Source organism: Flavisphingomonas formosensis, assembly GCF_009755815.1.
Classification (GTDB): Bacteria; Pseudomonadota; Alphaproteobacteria; order Sphingomonadales; family Sphingomonadaceae; genus Flavisphingomonas; species Flavisphingomonas formosensis.
In genome coordinates this window covers 43,305-58,795 of sequence record NZ_WRPK01000013.1, presented here as the reverse complement: position 1 = coordinate 58,795, position 15,491 = coordinate 43,305, and the positions used below count along the sequence as shown (strand labels likewise).

Genomic DNA, 15,491 nt, shown 5'->3' with positions numbered 1-15,491 from the left:
TCAGGCCGGCGCCGGCCGTGCCTGACGCAGTTCCGCTATCTCCTTTTCGAGCGCACGCAACGACGCGGTCAGGCGAATCCGTTCGGCCAGTCCCTCGGCCAGCTGGGCCTTGAGTTCGCCCATCTCCACCGCGCGGCTGGCGATGCGCGCGTCGAGTTGCGCATTGGCGCGCCGCAGATCGTCAAACGCGCGCGCGCGCGCCAGCAGCCGTTCGATGCGGGCGCCCAGCACGTCGAAATCGAACGGCTTGGCGAGATGATCGTCAGCGCCTTCGGCCAGCGCTTCGATTGCCGCGCCGATGTCGCTGCGCGCCGTCATCATCATGACGGGCGTCTCGGCGATGGCCGCGGTGCGGCGGATTTCCTGGAGCGTGGCGATGCCGGACATGTCGGGCATCACCATGTCGAGCAATACGACGTCGAAGCGTCGCGCATGCATTTGCGCCACGGCCGAAGCACCGCCTTCGCACAACATGGTGCGATATCCCATGCGGGTGAGGCGGCGTCCGATGACCTGAAGATTGGTGCGGCTGTCGTCGACGACGAGGATGTCGCGGCCCGTGGCCACGGGCACGGCCTCGCCGATCCTGTCCGCCGTCTTCAACCAATCCGCCATGTGCCGCCCCGCGCAACCGGTTCACCCGGATTGGATCATTAAGGCCGCGAACCTCACCAGCGGGTTAATGTCGTTGATGTTTAAAAGGATTTTGCAGCGTCGCATGGCGACGGCAAACAGCGGCCTTCCCATCCTTATCCGCTGTTGCGCAGCGCCGTCGCGACAGCATTGATCGACAGCAATATGCCTTCTCGGATCCGTGGATCCTCCTCGCCTGCGCGATGCCGCTTGAGCAGCTCGATCTGGAGAAGGTTCAGCGGCTCGATATAGGGCAGGCGCAGGCGGATGGACTGGTCGAGCGGCTTGTTCTTTTCCAGGAGTCGGGTCTGCCGCGTCACCATGAGCAGCGCGTCGCGCGTCATCGTCCAGCCATCCCGGATGCGTCCGAAGATCGTCGCGGCCAGAGCCTGATCCTCGACCAGCGCGCAATAACGCTCGGCGATCGCCATGTCCGATTTGGCGAGCACCATTTCCAGGTTGGCGAGGGTCGCCTGCAGGAAGGGCCACGCTTCCAGCATCTCGCGCAGCAGCGCCTGATCCTTGAACCCGGCAAGGGCATGGCCGACGCCGTACCAGCCGGGCAGCATCACCCGCGCCTGCGCCCACGAGAAAACCCAGGGAATCGCACGGAGATCCTCGATCCGATCGCTCTTGGTCCGGCTGGCGGGGCGCGATCCGATCTTCAGATCGGCGATCTCGGCGATGGGCGTGAACTGGCGGAAGAAAGTCTTGAAGCCTTCGGTCTCGTACACCAGCGATCGATAGGCCTTGAACGCCTGGCTCGACACCGTTTCCATCGCCACGGCGTAGCGATCATAGTCTCGGGCACCGAGCATGGGCGGCTCGAGCGAGGCCAGGACCGTCGCGGAAACCATCGCTTCCAGATTGGCGACGGTGCTTTCGCGCGTGCCATATTTGGCGGCGATCACCTCACCCTGCTCGGTAATCCGGATGCGGCCCTTGACGGTGCCCGGCGGCTGCGCGCGAATCGCCTGGAAGGAGGAGCCTCCGCCGCGCCCGACTGCACCACCGCGGCCATGGAAGAGCTGCATCGCCGCCTGTGCCTCGCCGAAAACCGGCTGCAGCGCGCGGCTTGCCTGGTGCAGCGACCAGACCGAGGTCAGGTAGCCGCCATCCTTGTTCGAATCCGAATAGCCGACCATCACTTCCTGATAGCCGCGCGCGCCCACGATCGCCTGAGCCTCCGGCAGCGAGAACCACTGCGTCATGACAGCGGGCGCATTTTCGAGATCGGCGATGGTCTCGAACAACGGCGCCACCATGATCGCCGCACTTGGCGGATCGCCCGGCACGTAGAGGCCTGCTTCCTTGAGCAGGATATGCACCTCCAATATGTCGGAGACGCTGTCGGCCTTCGAGATCAGATAGGTGGTGATGCAGTCCGGCCCGTACAGCCGGTGTGCCTCCGCCGCGGCCCGCACGATGGCGAGCTCGGAAAGCGTTTCGTCCGAATAGGAGGCGAAGGGCGTCGAGAGCAGGCGTGGTGTCGCGAGTTCCCGCCGCAGCAGCGCGACGCGACTCGCCTCGTCCAGATCGAGATAGGCGGATTCGACGCCGGCGACATCGAGCAGTTCGGCCACCACGCGCTCGTGCACGTCGGCATTCTGGCGCATATCGAGCGTGGCGAGATGGAAACCGAAGGTCTCGATCGACCGGATGAGCCGGCCCAGTGCACCGCCGCCCCCGCCCATGCCTCCGCCGCCATTCTGGCTCAGCGCATGGGCGATCTCGATCAGATCCGCCCGCAAGGCGCCGGGATGGTCATAGGGCTCCGCCCCGGTTGATGGCGGACGGGCCGGCACTTTGCCGGTCAGCCGCATATAGGTTGCCGCGAGGCGCGCATAGATGCCGGTGATCGCGCGCCGATAGGGCTCATCGTAGCGCGTCGCGGATCGGTCACCGCTGGTCTCGGCCAGTTTCTCGACTTCCCAGCTGGTCGCCGCGATGTCGGTGGAGATGGAAAGCTCGGCACCGAGTGCGTGCAAGGCGTCGAGATAATAGCCGATCACCGTCTCCGCGGCGCGCGCGAGTGCCAGGCGGAGCGATTCCGCGGTTACATTAGGGTTGCCGTCGCGGTCGCCGCCGATCCAGCTGCCCGGTTTCAGGAAGCTGGGCGGACGATGGCCCAGCGCGCGCTGCCAGCGCGTGTAGAGAGCGGGCAGCACGGGCAGGAAGCTGTCGCGCAGATAGGCGAGCGCGGTCTCCACCTCGTCCGCGACATAGAGCCGGTCCCGCCTGAGCGGCCGGGTCTGCCAGAGCAGCGCGATCTGGCGATAGATGGCGCGTTCGACGAGATCACCGTCGTCCGTCTCCTCGCGCCCCTGATCGCGCAGCAGCATCAGATCGGCGATCTTGTTGCGATGATCGATGATGCTCTTGCGGCGCACCTCGGTTGGGTGGGCGGTCAGCACCGGCACGATCAGACTGTCTTCGAGCAGGGCGAGCACGCCGTCCTTGTCGACGCCCTCCTTCTCCAGCCGCGCGATCGCCTGCGCGAAGTCGGCACCCGGCTCCGCCGCCACGCCTTGCCGATCCTCGGCGAGGTTGGCGAGCATCGAGAAGAGCATGAAGCCGCGCACGAAGGCGATGGTGTCGTCAAGGCTGAGCGCATCGAGGCCGGGATCGATCGCCCCGGCCGCGACGATGCCGCGGTGGCGGTCCACCGAGGCGGAACGAATATATTCCGTCCTTCGGAACAGCTGCTCGCCGCCATAGGCGCGGATCACGTCGCCGAGCAGCTTGCCGAGGAAACGGATGTCCGGGTTCTGGGTGATCGGAGGAGCGGATGCCATGGGAGGGATGCTGCATCGCAGCGCGACGAGAATCAATGCCGCTCCGTCAAGAATTCGGCCGCGCGTGGCCAACACGCAGCACTTTGCCTGTGGCATCTGCCCGGCCTAGGAGAACCGCCATCAGTGGGAGCAGATAATGAAGATTGATGGGTTCCTGATCTCGATGGCGAGCGCGATCATCCTCGCGCTGCTCTGGCCGGCTCTCGGCACCGCGGACGGCCCGCTGCATCTCGGCATCGTCACCGAGATCGGCATCGCGTGCGTCTTCTTCCTGCACGGCGCCGCGCTGTCGCCGCAGGCGCTGCGCTCCGGCGCGACCCATTGGCGGCTGCATCTGCTGGTCCAGAGCACCACCTTCGTGCTCTTCCCCATCGTCGGCTTCGGTCTGTGGTTCGCGACCAAGGGCCTGATGGCGGATGGGCTGCGCCTCGGTTTCTTCTATCTGTGCGCGCTTTCCTCCACCATCTCCTCGTCGGTGGCGATGACCGGAATCGCGCGCGGCAACGTCGCGGTGGCGGTGTTCAACGCCTCGCTCTCCGGGCTCATCGGCATGATCGTGACGCCGTTCCTCGTCGGCCTGGTCAGCGCCACCGGCGCCGGCGGACCTTCGGTCGGCGCGGCGATTCTGGATATCGTCAAGACGCTGCTTCTGCCCTTCGCGCTCGGCCAGATCGCCCGATCGTTCATCGGCGGCTGGGTCGGCCGCAACAAGAAGCTCACCTCTACGCTGGATCGCGGCGTGATCGTGCTGATCGTCTACAACAGCTTCTGTGAATCGACGCTCTCCGGTCTCTGGTCCAAGTTCAGCGTCGCGACTTTCGCTTTGGTCGCGATACTCTCGCTGCTGCTCCTCGTCCTCGCCTTGCTCTATACGACGCTGATCAGCCGCTGGATGGGGCTGTCCAAGGCCGATGAAGCGGCGGCGGTGTTCTGCGGATCCAAGAAGAGCCTCGCCAATGGAGCGCCGATCGCAAAGATCCTCTTCGCCGGCAATCCGGCGATCGGCATGATCATGCTTCCGCTGCTGCTCTACCACCAGATCCAGTTGATCATATGCGCCAATCTGGCGCGGCGCTATGCCGCCCGGGCCGAGGCCGAGCCGGCAGTCGTGTAGCCGAATGGAGGCGCATCAATGCCGGGCCTGGCCTCCGCCGGGCCCGGTATCGACGCACCGCCATCAGCGACCGGCCAACTGAACGTCGGTTGCGCTCTTTGCGGCGGCGAGCACGGCCGCGTGGCGGGCCGACGCGATCGCCTTGGTCCGGCAGGCCATGACGTGGAACTTGTTGACCTGATCCATCTCGCCGCACACCGCCTTCGCCGCGTGAAGGATGCGCTTGTCGAGCGCTGCCTTGCCGGCATCGGTGCTGAGATCCAGATCGCTATAGTGGATTTCGCTGGTCACCGTCTCGGCGTAGCCGGGTGCCGCGAAGGCAGCGGTCATCACGGTGGCGGCCACGGTTGCGAGGCCGGCGATCGAACGGGTCTTGAGGGTCAACATGGCTTCTTCCTTCCTGCCTTGAATGATGCCGACTGTTCAGCAGGAAGCGTGCCAGTTTCGTCTTTTGCCCAATTTGCGGGATTTTTTCTTTGTAGGAGCGATTTTGGCTGGATAGCGCTAGGTACTCTGCGCTGACTATTGGGGATTTTTGCCACTCCAATAAGGGGAATTATCCCAAGCGAAGGGATCCGTCCGCAAAGGCCGGTCGCGATCGGAATGGGAGGCGGGCCAGCCCGTCGCCACGAGCCGCGAGGCGGCAGCAATGACGGGCGGCCGGCGATCAGGCTTCGAGCGGAATGTCCCAATAGAGCCAGTCCCGCCAGCTCTCGTGCAGATAATTGGGCGGGAAGCTGCGGCCATGCTCCTGCAACTGCCAGCTCGTCGGCCGATAGGGGGCCTCGAACAGCGCCATTCTGGCCTGCTGCGGCGTCCGGCCGCCCTTGCGCAGATTGCAGGGCGCGCAGGCGGTCGACACATTCTCCCATGTCGTCCGGCCGCCTTGGGCGCGGGGGACGACATGATCGAAGGTGAGATCGCTCGTCGCGCCGCAATATTGGCAGGAGAAGCGATCCCGCAGGAAGAGGTTGAAGCGGGTGAAGGCGGGATGCTGCGACGGTCGCACATATTGGCGCAGCGCGATCACCGAAGGCAGGCGCATCTTGCTGGTGGGGCTGCGCACTTCGCGTGCATAATGATCGACGATGTCGACCCGTTCGAGGAACACCGCCTTGACCGCTGTCTGCCACGGCCACAGGCTGAGCGGATAGTAGCTCAGCGGCGTATAGTCCGCGTTGAGCACGAGGGCGGGACAACTGTCAGGATGACGAATGAGATCGGGATGGTACATGAGCGTGACCGACGGCCTCCTGTCTGGCGGAAGCTACCGCCAGACCGACCCCCGGCCCTGTCGCACTCAGGACGCGTATGCCCGGCCCGGCCGCGTCTCCGTCGCCCCGCTCCCTGCCCGGAAAGCGTGACGGGCACATGACAGCACGGGGCGCGACTCGCGGTCAAGAGCCCGTTTCGTGATTTCATCATCCCGCGCGACGGTGACCCGTTTCGCGCCGAGCCCTACCGGCCGCCTGCACCTCGGCCACGCCTATTCCGCCATGCTGGCGCATGATTTCGCGCGCGAGCGCGGCGGACGCTTCCTGCTGCGCATCGAAGATATCGATCCCGGCCGTACCCGCGAGGAGCATGTCCGCGGCATCGAAGAGGATCTCGACTGGCTCGGCCTGCGCTGGGATGAGCCACCGGTGCGGCAGTCCGCGCGATTGCCGCGTTACGATGCGGCGCTCGAGCGGCTGAAAGCGCTCGGTCTCGTCTATCCCTGCTTCTGCACCCGCGCCGAAATCGCGGCGAGCGCGGTGGCGCCGCACGGCAACGAAGGGCCGCTCTATCCCGGCACGTGCCGGGCGCTTCCGCCGACGGAACGGGCGCAGCGGCTGGCGGCGGACGCCCATTGCTGGCGGCTCGACATGCACGCCGCATCGGCGCGGGCCGGCGCCCTGCAGTGGCGTGACGCCGCCGCCGGCACCGTGATCGCCGAACCCGAGACGCTGGGCGATGTCGTGCTGGCGCGCAAGGATGCGCCGACCTCTTATCATCTGGCCGTCACGGTGGACGATGCGGCGCAGGGCGTGACAGACATCGTGCGCGGCGTCGATCTGTTCGCCGCCACGCATGTCCATCGCCTTCTCCAGGCGCTACTCGGCCTGCCGACGCCGGATTATCACCATCACCCGCTGCTCACCGCCCCGGACGGCTCCCGCCTCGCCAAGCGCGCCGGATCGCCCGCGCTGGCCGAATATCGTAAAGCGGGCATGGATCCCGGAACGCTGCTCGCCGCGCTCCGGCGCGGAACGCCGTTGCCACCCCCGCCGGGCAGGCCTACATGATGAGGCATGCAGACTTTTCTCACCGTGTTGCTGGTTCTGGCCGCGATCGGCGCCGTGGTCGCGCTGATCCGCGGCATCGTTATCTTCCTACGCACCACCGCCGCCGATCTCAACGGGCCTGACGGAGTGAACGTCTCGGGCGTGCGTCAGAACAAGATGATGCGGATGCGCATCCTCTTCCAGGCGCTGGCCGTGATCTTCGCGGTCCTGCTTCTGCTGCTCAAGCGGGCGAGCTGAAGCGCTGGTCAAGCTCACCAAGATCTACACGCGCACGGGGGACGGGGGCGAGACCGGCCTCGTCGATGGATCGCGCGTCGCGAAATCCGATCCGCGCATGGCGGCGATCGGCGATGTCGACGAAGCCAATTCGGTGATCGGCGTCGCGCTGCTCCACATCTCGGACCCCCCGGCGCGTGAGATGCTGGGCCGCATCCAGAACGAGCTGTTCGATCTCGGCGCGGATCTGGCGACGCCGGGCGAGGATTTCGCGCCGACCGAGATGGCGCTGCGCATCGTGCCGGGGCAGGTCGCGCGACTGGAACGAGAAATCGACGCGATGAACGAGGCGCTGGAGCCGTTGCGCAGCTTCATCCTGCCTGGCGGCGATCCGGCGGCGGCGTACGTCCATCTCGCTCGCGCGGTCGTGCGTCGTGCCGAACGGGCGGCGACCGCGGCGGCGCGTGCAGTTAATTTGAATCCCGAGGCTCTGGCCTACGTCAATCGTCTTTCGGACCATCTGTTCGTGCTTGGCCGTCTGCTCAATCGCGCGCGCGGGGACGTTCTGTGGAGGCCAGGCGCCACGCGCTGACCTCCCGCATTTCTGGCCGGATAGGGACAGGAGTCCCAGGCTGCACGATCGAATAGGTGCAACTTTCCGCTCTGCAGGCGGTTGAACCTGTCATAATGACAACCGATCTTGCCGGCGCGATGGCCGCTTCCGAACCCACCGCCGCTGGTGAAAGCCCGCTGGTCGAGCGCCTCATGCGGACCCGGACGCTGAGCGAGGCGCTCGTCGCGCCCTTGTCCGACGCGGACGCCACCGGCCAGTCAATGGCGGATGCTTCGCCCTCCAAATGGCACGTCGCGCACGTAACCTGGTTTCTCGAAAGCTTCATTCTGCGCGATCATGTGCCGGGCTATCGGCTGTTCGACGACGCCTTTCCTTTCCTGTTCAACAGCTATTACGAGGCTGAGGGCCCACGCCATGCCCGGCCGCGCCGTGGCCTGTTGACGCGGCCGTCGCTGGATCATGTGCTGGCCTGGCGTCGCCACGTCGACGAGGCGCTTGTGGCCGCGCTGCCGCGCCTGCCCGATGCGGCCCTGGCGCTCGTGGAGCTCGGCATTCACCACGAGCAGCAGCATCAGGAACTGCTGCTCACCGACATCCTGCATCTCTTCGCGCAGAATCCGATCGCGCCGGCCGTGTGGCCCAGCGTGCGCGACACGCCTTCGCCGCTGCCCGACGCGCTCCACTGGATCGAGGGTGCGGACGGGATCGTGACGATCGGTCATGACGGCGCGGGCTTCGGTTTCGATTGCGAAGGCCCGGCGCACCGCGTGCTGCTGCATCCGCATGCGCTTGCGGACCGGCCGGTGACCAATGCCGAATGGGCCGAATTCATCGCCGATGGCGGCTATGCGCGGGCTGAGCACTGGCTTTCGGACGGCTGGGCCTGGGTGCAGGCGGAGGGTATCGAGGCGCCGCTCCACTGGCGGATGGGAGACGATGGCCATTGGCGGCAATTCGCTCTGGACGGCCTGCATCCGGTCCGCCCGGCCGCGCCCGTCGCGCATGTCAGCTATTATGAGGCGGATGCCTATGCCCGCTGGGCGGGTGCCCGCCTGCCGACCGAGGCGGAATGGGAAAGCGCCGCCCGCGCGATCGATCCGGCATCGGGCAACCAGCTCGACGATGCCGGCCCCACCCGGCCGCGCGCCGGTGTAGGTGGGCGGGGCCTTCGGCAGATGTTCGGCGATGTGTGGGAATGGACGGGCAGTGCCTATCTTCCCTATCCCGGCTTCCGTCCCGCCGCCGGCGCGGTCGGCGAATATAATGGCAAGTTCATGTCCGGACAGTTCGTCCTGAAAGGCGCCAGTTGCGCCACCCCTCGCGGGCACAGCCGCGCGTCCTACCGCAACTTCTTCTATCCCCATCAGCGCTGGCAGTTCTGCGGCCTGCGCCTGGCCAAGGATATCTGACATGTTGATGGAAGATCTGCTGATCCTGCCGCCCGTCGAGGTGGATCCCGCCTTCCGCGCGGATGTCCTGAATGGCCTGCGTATGCAGCCGCAGCGCGCCATTCCCGCGCGCTGGTTCTACGATCATGCCGGTTCTCGGATATTCGAGGAGATCACCGAGCTTCCGGAATATTATCCGACCCGTACCGAGACGGCGCTGCTCAAGGCACATTGCGCGGAGGTGGGCCGAATCGCCGGACCGGGCCGGGCGGTCGTCGAGTTCGGATCGGGATCGTCCACCAAGACGCCGCACCTCCTCGCTGCCGTCGAACCCTCCGCCTATGTGCCGATCGACATTTCGGGCGAATTCCTGCGCCAGTCCGCAGCGGCGCTCGCCGAGAATTTCCCGAAGCTGCCGGTGCTGCCGCTGGAGGCGGACTTCACCTATCCGCTGGAACCGCCCGCCTCGATCGCGCGGCTGCCCAAGCTCGGCTTCTTCCCTGGCTCGACCATCGGCAACATGGTGGCGCGCACCGCGGTCAATCTGCTGCGCGCAATGGTGGAGACGCTGGGGATTGGATCGATGCTGCTGATCGGCATGGACCGGATCAAGTCCACCGACATATTGATCCCGGCCTATGACGATGCCGCCGGAGTTACCGCACGCTTCAACCTCAACCTGCTGAATCGCATCAACAGGGAACTGGCGGGCACCATCCCGGTCGACGCCTTCCGCCATCGTGCGATCTGGAACGACGATTATTCCCGCATCGAGATGCATCTGGAGGCGGTGCGCGACGTGCGTTTCTCCGTCGCTGGGCAGGATTTCGAGATGCGGGCAGGCGAAACGATCCATACCGAGAACAGCCATAAATATGGCCCGCGCGATGCCCGCCTGCTGCTCCGCGCCGGAGCGTGGACGCCGATCCGCGAATGGGTCGATCCCGACGGGCTATTTTCTCTGATCCTCGCCGAAGCCCAGCCGCCCGGAACCGCGCCCTGACCTGCCGGGCGTCCGGTCAGGCGATCAGGCGCAGGGTGTTCGAAGCCGGCCTGAGCTGGCTGCGGGCGATCAGCTCGTCATGCACCGCATAGGCCTGGGCGACCAGCATCTTCGAGGCATTGCATCCGGCGTGGCGGACAGGCTGCTTGCGCAACGAGGCCCACTCCAGCCCCACGGCGATGCCGATACCTGTGGCGAGACGGCGTGATCCAGCCTCCGGCGCTGCGCAAAGCCCGTCATAATCGACGAAAATCTGCCGCGACCGTATCGCTTCGGGCTGTCCGATGAGGAAGGCATAGGCCTCGATCCAGCGCCGCAGCCAATAGTCGATCCGGCTCGGGTCGTCCCCATGTTCCTCGCTGGTCAGCAGAAAGGGGCGGTGGTCGGCGCCGAATTCGTGATGGCCGAGCCAATGCATGAAATGGCGGCGGAACGGGTCTTCCCTGGCGAGCGCGCAGGCGCGGATATGCTGGCCCAGCAGCGACGCGCTCTGCTCGATCGGATCGCGGAACGGATGGATCAGGATCGCATCGTCGAACGCCTCGACCAGCGCTGGCAGGCGCAGGATATTGCTGTTGTTCTTCGACAAGTAGCGGTCGCGGCCATAGCGCCGCCGCACCAGCCTCACATAGTCCCGGAAGGCGGCGATGCTGCGCGCTTCCGGATTTACGGGCCGCAGGCCGTCCCTGCCGCGATAGCGTTCGCCCTCGTGGCAGAGCCAGAACAGCTCTTCGAGCGCTTCCGGGCTGTCGAGGTCATGCTCGAGGCCATCGCCATGGCCGCGCTCGACCCGTGCCACCTCGCGTTTCATCCTCTGGCCGATCCGCGCCCAGCCGTTGGGCGCGAGCGGAAAGGGCAGGTCGCGATAGGTGGGGCTGGCGAACAGGCCGGTATCGTGAAGCAGCCGCGTCACTATCGTGGTGCCGGCGCGCGCCAGCCCGACGATGAATATCGGCGCTCCTCCGATGCGTTCGTTCGGCAGCGGCGGATGAAGCCGCCGCTCGATCGAGAAGCTCGTTTCGAGTACCGCCCGGCTGCCCAGTGCCACGCGTTGCAACAGTCGTTCTCCGGCTGCCGAGGCGGTTTTGCGTTGCTGCCGGCGCATCAGCAGATAGGCTGAGCTGATCAGGAAGATCGCGATCCGCGACGGCCCGTCGATGAGTGCCTCCCGCACGCCCAGCGGCAGGACCGCATTGAGCATCAGGAGGAAGAGGATCGGCGCCGCGACGAGCAGCAGCAGGCCGCCGCTGGTGAGCGAGGCGCGCAGCAGCGAAGCGGAGGCGAGACGCAGCGCCCTCTCCTTGGCCCACTCGGACACGCCGGTCCTCAGGAGGAGCTGTGTAGCCCTCCGCGCGCGGTGCGCGAGACGGGTGAGGGACGTGATGACGCCCAACGCCGGAATCAGCTCCAGCGCCGCGAGCGTGCCGACCACCAACAGCGCCGATCCCAACAGCATCACATGCCCCGGTCGCGGGCCGCTTCGACCGTTCGTTCGGTTTTCAGAACGGTGCCCCGTCCGGTCAGCCGGCGGATCAGCCGCTTGAGCGGATACCAGAGGATCGAGAACAGGCCGAGAAACACCGCGACGACGACGCCGAGCGCGGTTGCCACCGCGCCCATGCCGAGGCCGGGGCCGAGATAGGCGAATGCCGGCGTCGGGATCAGCGGCAGGAGAAGGGCGAGGGGAAGCATGTTCAGGCGCATTGGGCGTGCTCCGCTGCTAGGATGGCAGGACCATCGGTGATGGGATCGAGGTAGCGGCTCCAGCGGAGCTGGTAGCGGTGTCTGGCGGGATCGGCCGAGATGTAGCGCCAGCGTATGGTGCCGTCGGGCGCCACACGCAAAAGGCGCCCATGCTCGGTTTCCTCGACCATCATGTCGCCGTTCGGCAGGGGCGTCGCGCGGCCCTGAGCGCGCGTGGCGATATGATGGAGGGTGGTGGCGGCGACGAGGGGAAAGTGCACCGTGTCGGTCGCGAAATCATAGACCGGAATGCGGTTGAGGCCATCCACCTCACCCTCCGGCGCGGCGAAGCGCCAGTGATTGTCGAACACCGAGATGCGATGATCGTCGATGATGCTGACGTCGTGCTGCATCGCCCAGGGCCCGACCCGATGCCAGAGGATCTTGCCGGCCGACGGTCGGTAGAGCGCGATCATCGAAAGATTGCGCAGGCTCAGGAACAGGTCGCCGCGCTGCCAGTAGGGGCCGGACGTCAGCACCGGCTGGACGTCGTTGAGGTGGAACGGATCGTCCACATAGGGATGGCTGCGCCACAGCGTGCCGAGGCCGTTCGCATCCAATATGTCGGAGATGCGTCGCAGCAGGAGCGTCCGCCCTTCGGGCGAGGCTTTCAATATCGCTTCGTCGTTGAAGGTCGGTGCGACGTTCGGCATGCGTGGCACCGGAAAGCGATAGACCGCCCAGATCGCGCCGTCCGGGCCGCGTTCGGCCGAGTGGTGGAAGATGCCGTCGATCTGCCATTCCACCCGTCCGCACGCGTCCACCCGCGCGAGCGGCGAGGTGTCGTGGATGACGAGGCCGCCGTCCGGCATCAGCAGCGGATGCATCATCAGATTCATGCCCACGCCGCGATCGCGCTCGAGATCGACGAGCGCGGATCGGAAATGCGATCGTGCGTTGATCGCATCGATGTCCGGCCGATATTCGTGAACCACCACGCCGTCGCTGAGGCGCAGCAGCCGCACGACCGGACGGCGCAACGCGTCGCTGAAGCTGGTCAGCAATATGTAGCCGGGATCGACCAGGGGCTGCGCCGTATTGCGCCAGAAGCCGTTGGGCAGCAGCGCGTCCGGGCCATCCGTATACGGCCGGAACGGCTTGTAGGGATGGTCGCCGCGCAGCAGGCGCTTCATGGTGCGCGGGATCGTCGCAATGTCCATTGCGATCGCCCCGGCGCGGCCGGAGCGGTCCGCGGTCCGCACCAGCGATCCGAACAGGATGATCAGGACGAGGCAGAAGGGGAGAAGGAGCAGGAGCACCCAGAGCGGCACCGGATGCGACAGGAATCGGTCCCAGCGGGAAGCGAATCTCCTCGCTTGTCGCCTTGTTTCAAGCGTCCCGCTCAAGCCGATCTCCTTGGCGGCGGCGCAAGCAGACGCAATGTCGCTCCGCCGCCGAGGGTCGTGATGGCGGCTAAATATTCGCTTCAGATTTCGTGATGTTACAGGCCTGAAAGATTCGCTCCATGTGCGCTGCGGCTTTGCTCCGCCGCTCTTTCCCTCATCGCCGTCGCCGCCTATCAGCCTCGCGAGTCATCGGATGGGAGACGGGCGGTGAAGACGATTGGCGTGATCGGCGCGGGCCAGATGGGCGTGGGCATTGCGCAGGTGAGCGCGGCGGCGGGCTATCGCGTGCTGCTGGCCGATATTTCGCAGGAGCTGGCCGACAAGGGCAAGGCCAACATCGCCAGGACGCTCGGCCGGCTGGTCGAGAAGGAAAAGATGAGCGCCGCCGATCGCGACGCGCTGCTCGGGCGGATCGAGACGGCCGGCGACGTGGCGCCCATGGCTGAGGCCGACCTGGTCGTCGAGGCGGCGACCGAGCGCGAGGACATCAAGCGCAAGATTTTCGAGAATGTTTCCAACGTGCTCGGATCGGAGGCGCTGCTCGCCAGCAACACCTCCTCCATCCCGATCACGCGTCTGGCGCAGGCCTCCGCCGATCCGGCGCGCTTCATCGGCGTGCATTTCTTCAATCCGGTGCCGCTGATGGCGCTCGTCGAGGTGATCCGCGGCCTCGCCACATCCGATGCGACGGTGACGGCGGTGGACGGCTTCGTGAAATCGATCGGCAAGACGGTGGTCCACGTCAACGACGCGCCCGGCTTCGCGGTGAACCGCATCCTGCTGCCGATGCTCAACGAGGCGGTGTTCGCGCTCGGCGAGGGTGTCGCCTCGGTGCGGGACATCGACAATGGCTGCCGGCTCGGCCTCAATCATCCGATGGGCCCGCTGCAGCTCGCCGACTTCGTTGGCCTCGACACCTGCCTGGAGATCCTCAAGGTTTTCCTGTCGACCACCGGCGATCCCAAATATCGCCCCGCGCCGCTGCTCGTGAAATATGTCGAGGCAGGCTGGTACGGCCGCAAGTCTGGCCGCGGCTTCTACGATTATTCCGGTCCGGAACCCGTGCCGACGCGCTGAGCGGCGCTTGACGCGGCTGCGGCTCCCCGATCACAAGGGGGGCCGTGCAGACGGGGGCCACCGCCGAATCGGAAACGCGTGCGCCTGCCGGCGAGGCCGGAGGCGGCGATGCTGCGTCTGCACCGCTGATGGCGCGGATGGCGATCGTCTATTTCGCCTATTTCTTCTTCCTCGGGATCAACACCGTGTTCGGCGCGAGCTGGCTCGGTTCGCGCGCGCTCGATCCGGTGATGATCGCGCTGGTCGGCTCGGCCTCGCTGATCGCCAAGACGGTCGGCCAGCCGCTGCTTTCCTACCTCGCCGACCTGTTCGGGCGCCGCACGCTGCTGATCGTCGCCGCGCTCTGTGCCGGGCTGGCGACGTTCGTGCTGATCTTCTGCCACGCGCCCGGCCCGATCCTGATGATGATGATCATCGCCGGCCTCTTCGTCGGGCCGGTGATTCCACTGGCCGACGCGCTCGCGCTGGCCGATCGGACGATGAACTACGGCCTGGCGAGACTGTGGGGCTCGCTCGGCTTCGCCATCGCCAATGTCCTCGGCGGGGCGCTGATCGACCGGTTCGGCGTGCCGATGGTGATATGGCTGGAGGTTGCGGGTCTCGCCATATTGGCAGTCGCCGCCCGGGCGCTGCCGACAGGGGCCGCCGCCACGCGGCCGATCCGCGATCCCGCGATCGACGCCGACCGCAATCGCGCGCTGCTCGCCATCCTGCGCCTGCCGCAGACCTGGATATTCATCCTGTCGGTTTCGCTGATCAACGCCGGTCACGCTTATTATTATCTGTTCAGCGTCGTCCATTGGCACGATCATCTCGGCTATTCCTACGGGCTGACCGGGTGGCTCTGGGCGTGGGGCGTGATGGCGGAGGTCAGCCTGCTCGCGCTGTTCGGCAACAAGGCCAGCCCGCGCTGGGCGATCGGCCTGATGCTGGCGGGCGGCCTCGGCGCCATCGTGCGTTTCACCGGCACCGCCTTCGATCCGCCCATCCTGATCCTGTTCGGGCTGCAGACGCTGCATGGCCTGACTTATGGCGCGATGCATCTCGGCGCGATGCAGACGCTGCGCGCAGCCGTGCCCGATCATGTCTCCACCGCGGTGATGGGCGTCTATGCTGCGATGGTGAACGGCGTGATCTTCGGAATCGTCACATCGGTGCTGGGCGGCATCTACGAAGATTATGGCGGGCGCGGCTACCTGCTGTCCGCCGCACTCGGCCTGGCCGGCACGATCGGTATATTCATCTTTTCGCGCTTGTGGAGCGGCGGACTTTTCCTCAAGAGCGGCGCGCGCCTCGAAGGCGCCTGACCACGCCCGC

At 66.2% G+C, this 15,491-nt stretch carries 15 protein-coding genes; 8 read left to right on the top strand and 7 right to left on the bottom strand.

From position 1 onward, the window contains the following. Both GQY20_RS27495 and ppc read right to left on the bottom strand, forming a co-directional pair. On the bottom strand, positions 1-615 hold the full coding sequence (locus GQY20_RS27495; RefSeq protein ID WP_157220372.1) for a response regulator: 615 nt from the start codon (positions 613-615) through the stop codon (positions 1-3). A 134-nt stretch (positions 616-749) separates the two neighbouring features. After that, positions 750-3,428: a phosphoenolpyruvate carboxylase gene (gene ppc, locus GQY20_RS27490; protein WP_157220371.1), complete on the bottom strand. Its 2,679-nt coding sequence runs from the start codon at positions 3,426-3,428 to the stop codon at positions 750-752. A 136-nt stretch (positions 3,429-3,564) separates the two neighbouring features. Between ppc and GQY20_RS27485 the strand changes: the two genes are divergently transcribed. Next, positions 3,565-4,542: a bile acid:sodium symporter family protein gene (locus GQY20_RS27485; protein ID WP_157220370.1), complete on the top strand. Its 978-nt coding sequence runs from the start codon at positions 3,565-3,567 to the stop codon at positions 4,540-4,542. Between the two features lie 63 nt (positions 4,543-4,605). On the opposite strand, the gene GQY20_RS27480 is transcribed toward GQY20_RS27485, so the two are convergent. Together GQY20_RS27480 and GQY20_RS27475 are read right to left on the bottom strand one after the other, a co-directional pair. After that, positions 4,606-4,929, bottom strand: coding sequence for a UrcA family protein (locus GQY20_RS27480; protein ID WP_157220369.1), 324 nt, complete (start codon positions 4,927-4,929; stop codon positions 4,606-4,608). 280 nt (positions 4,930-5,209) lie between these two features. Continuing rightward, entirely contained in the window at positions 5,210-5,776 is a 567-nt protein-coding gene (locus GQY20_RS27475) for an HNH endonuclease (RefSeq protein ID WP_157220368.1), read from the bottom strand. Positions 5,777-5,954: 178 nt separating this feature from the next. Here GQY20_RS27475 and gluQRS point away from each other — a divergent pair, with 178 nt between their 5' ends. The 5 genes from gluQRS (at position 5,955) to egtD (ending at position 10,008) form a co-directional block, all read left to right on the top strand. After that, on the top strand, positions 5,955-6,827 hold the full coding sequence (gene gluQRS / locus GQY20_RS27470) for a tRNA glutamyl-Q(34) synthetase GluQRS (RefSeq protein ID WP_232476285.1): 873 nt from the start codon (positions 5,955-5,957) through the stop codon (positions 6,825-6,827). Between the two features lie 6 nt (positions 6,828-6,833). Next, positions 6,834-7,064: an HIG1 domain-containing protein gene (locus tag GQY20_RS27465; protein ID WP_157220367.1), complete on the top strand. Its 231-nt coding sequence runs from the start codon at positions 6,834-6,836 to the stop codon at positions 7,062-7,064. 4 nt (positions 7,065-7,068) lie between these two features. Next, positions 7,069-7,635, top strand: coding sequence for a cob(I)yrinic acid a,c-diamide adenosyltransferase (locus tag GQY20_RS27460; RefSeq protein ID WP_157220496.1), 567 nt, complete (start codon positions 7,069-7,071; stop codon positions 7,633-7,635). 95 nt (positions 7,636-7,730) lie between these two features. Continuing rightward, complete coding sequence (egtB, locus tag GQY20_RS27455) at positions 7,731-9,026, top strand: ergothioneine biosynthesis protein EgtB (RefSeq protein ID WP_408641143.1); 1,296 nt, start codon at positions 7,731-7,733, stop codon at positions 9,024-9,026. 1 nt (position 9,027) lies between these two features. Next, a complete protein-coding gene (egtD, locus tag GQY20_RS27450; protein ID WP_157220366.1) occupies positions 9,028-10,008 on the top strand; it encodes an L-histidine N(alpha)-methyltransferase in 981 nt (326 codons plus the stop codon). A gap of 16 nt (positions 10,009-10,024) precedes the next feature. On the opposite strand, the gene GQY20_RS27445 is transcribed toward egtD, so the two are convergent. Genes GQY20_RS27445 through GQY20_RS27435 form a run of 3 tightly spaced genes read right to left on the bottom strand, consistent with a single transcriptional unit; the run spans position 10,025 to position 13,097 of the window. Beyond that, a complete protein-coding gene (locus GQY20_RS27445) occupies positions 10,025-11,464 on the bottom strand; it encodes a sulfotransferase (RefSeq protein ID WP_157220365.1) in 1,440 nt (479 codons plus the stop codon). Further along, positions 11,464-11,712 (bottom strand): hypothetical protein, encoded by a 249-nt coding sequence (locus GQY20_RS27440; RefSeq protein WP_157220364.1) that lies wholly within the window; start codon positions 11,710-11,712, stop codon positions 11,464-11,466. Before GQY20_RS27440 ends, GQY20_RS27445 begins: the two co-directional genes overlap by 1 nt. Then, entirely contained in the window at positions 11,703-13,097 is a 1,395-nt protein-coding gene (locus GQY20_RS27435) for an arylsulfotransferase family protein (RefSeq protein ID WP_157220363.1), read from the bottom strand. Before GQY20_RS27435 ends, GQY20_RS27440 begins: the two co-directional genes overlap by 10 nt. A 207-nt stretch (positions 13,098-13,304) precedes the next feature. Here GQY20_RS27435 and GQY20_RS27430 point away from each other — a divergent pair, with 207 nt between their 5' ends. Further along, positions 13,305-14,174 (top strand): 3-hydroxybutyryl-CoA dehydrogenase, encoded by an 870-nt coding sequence (locus GQY20_RS27430; RefSeq protein ID WP_157220362.1) that lies wholly within the window; start codon positions 13,305-13,307, stop codon positions 14,172-14,174. 44 nt (positions 14,175-14,218) lie between these two features. Beyond that, a complete protein-coding gene (locus GQY20_RS27425; RefSeq protein WP_157220361.1) occupies positions 14,219-15,481 on the top strand; it encodes an MFS transporter in 1,263 nt (420 codons plus the stop codon). Positions 15,482-15,491 lie beyond the last annotated feature (10 nt).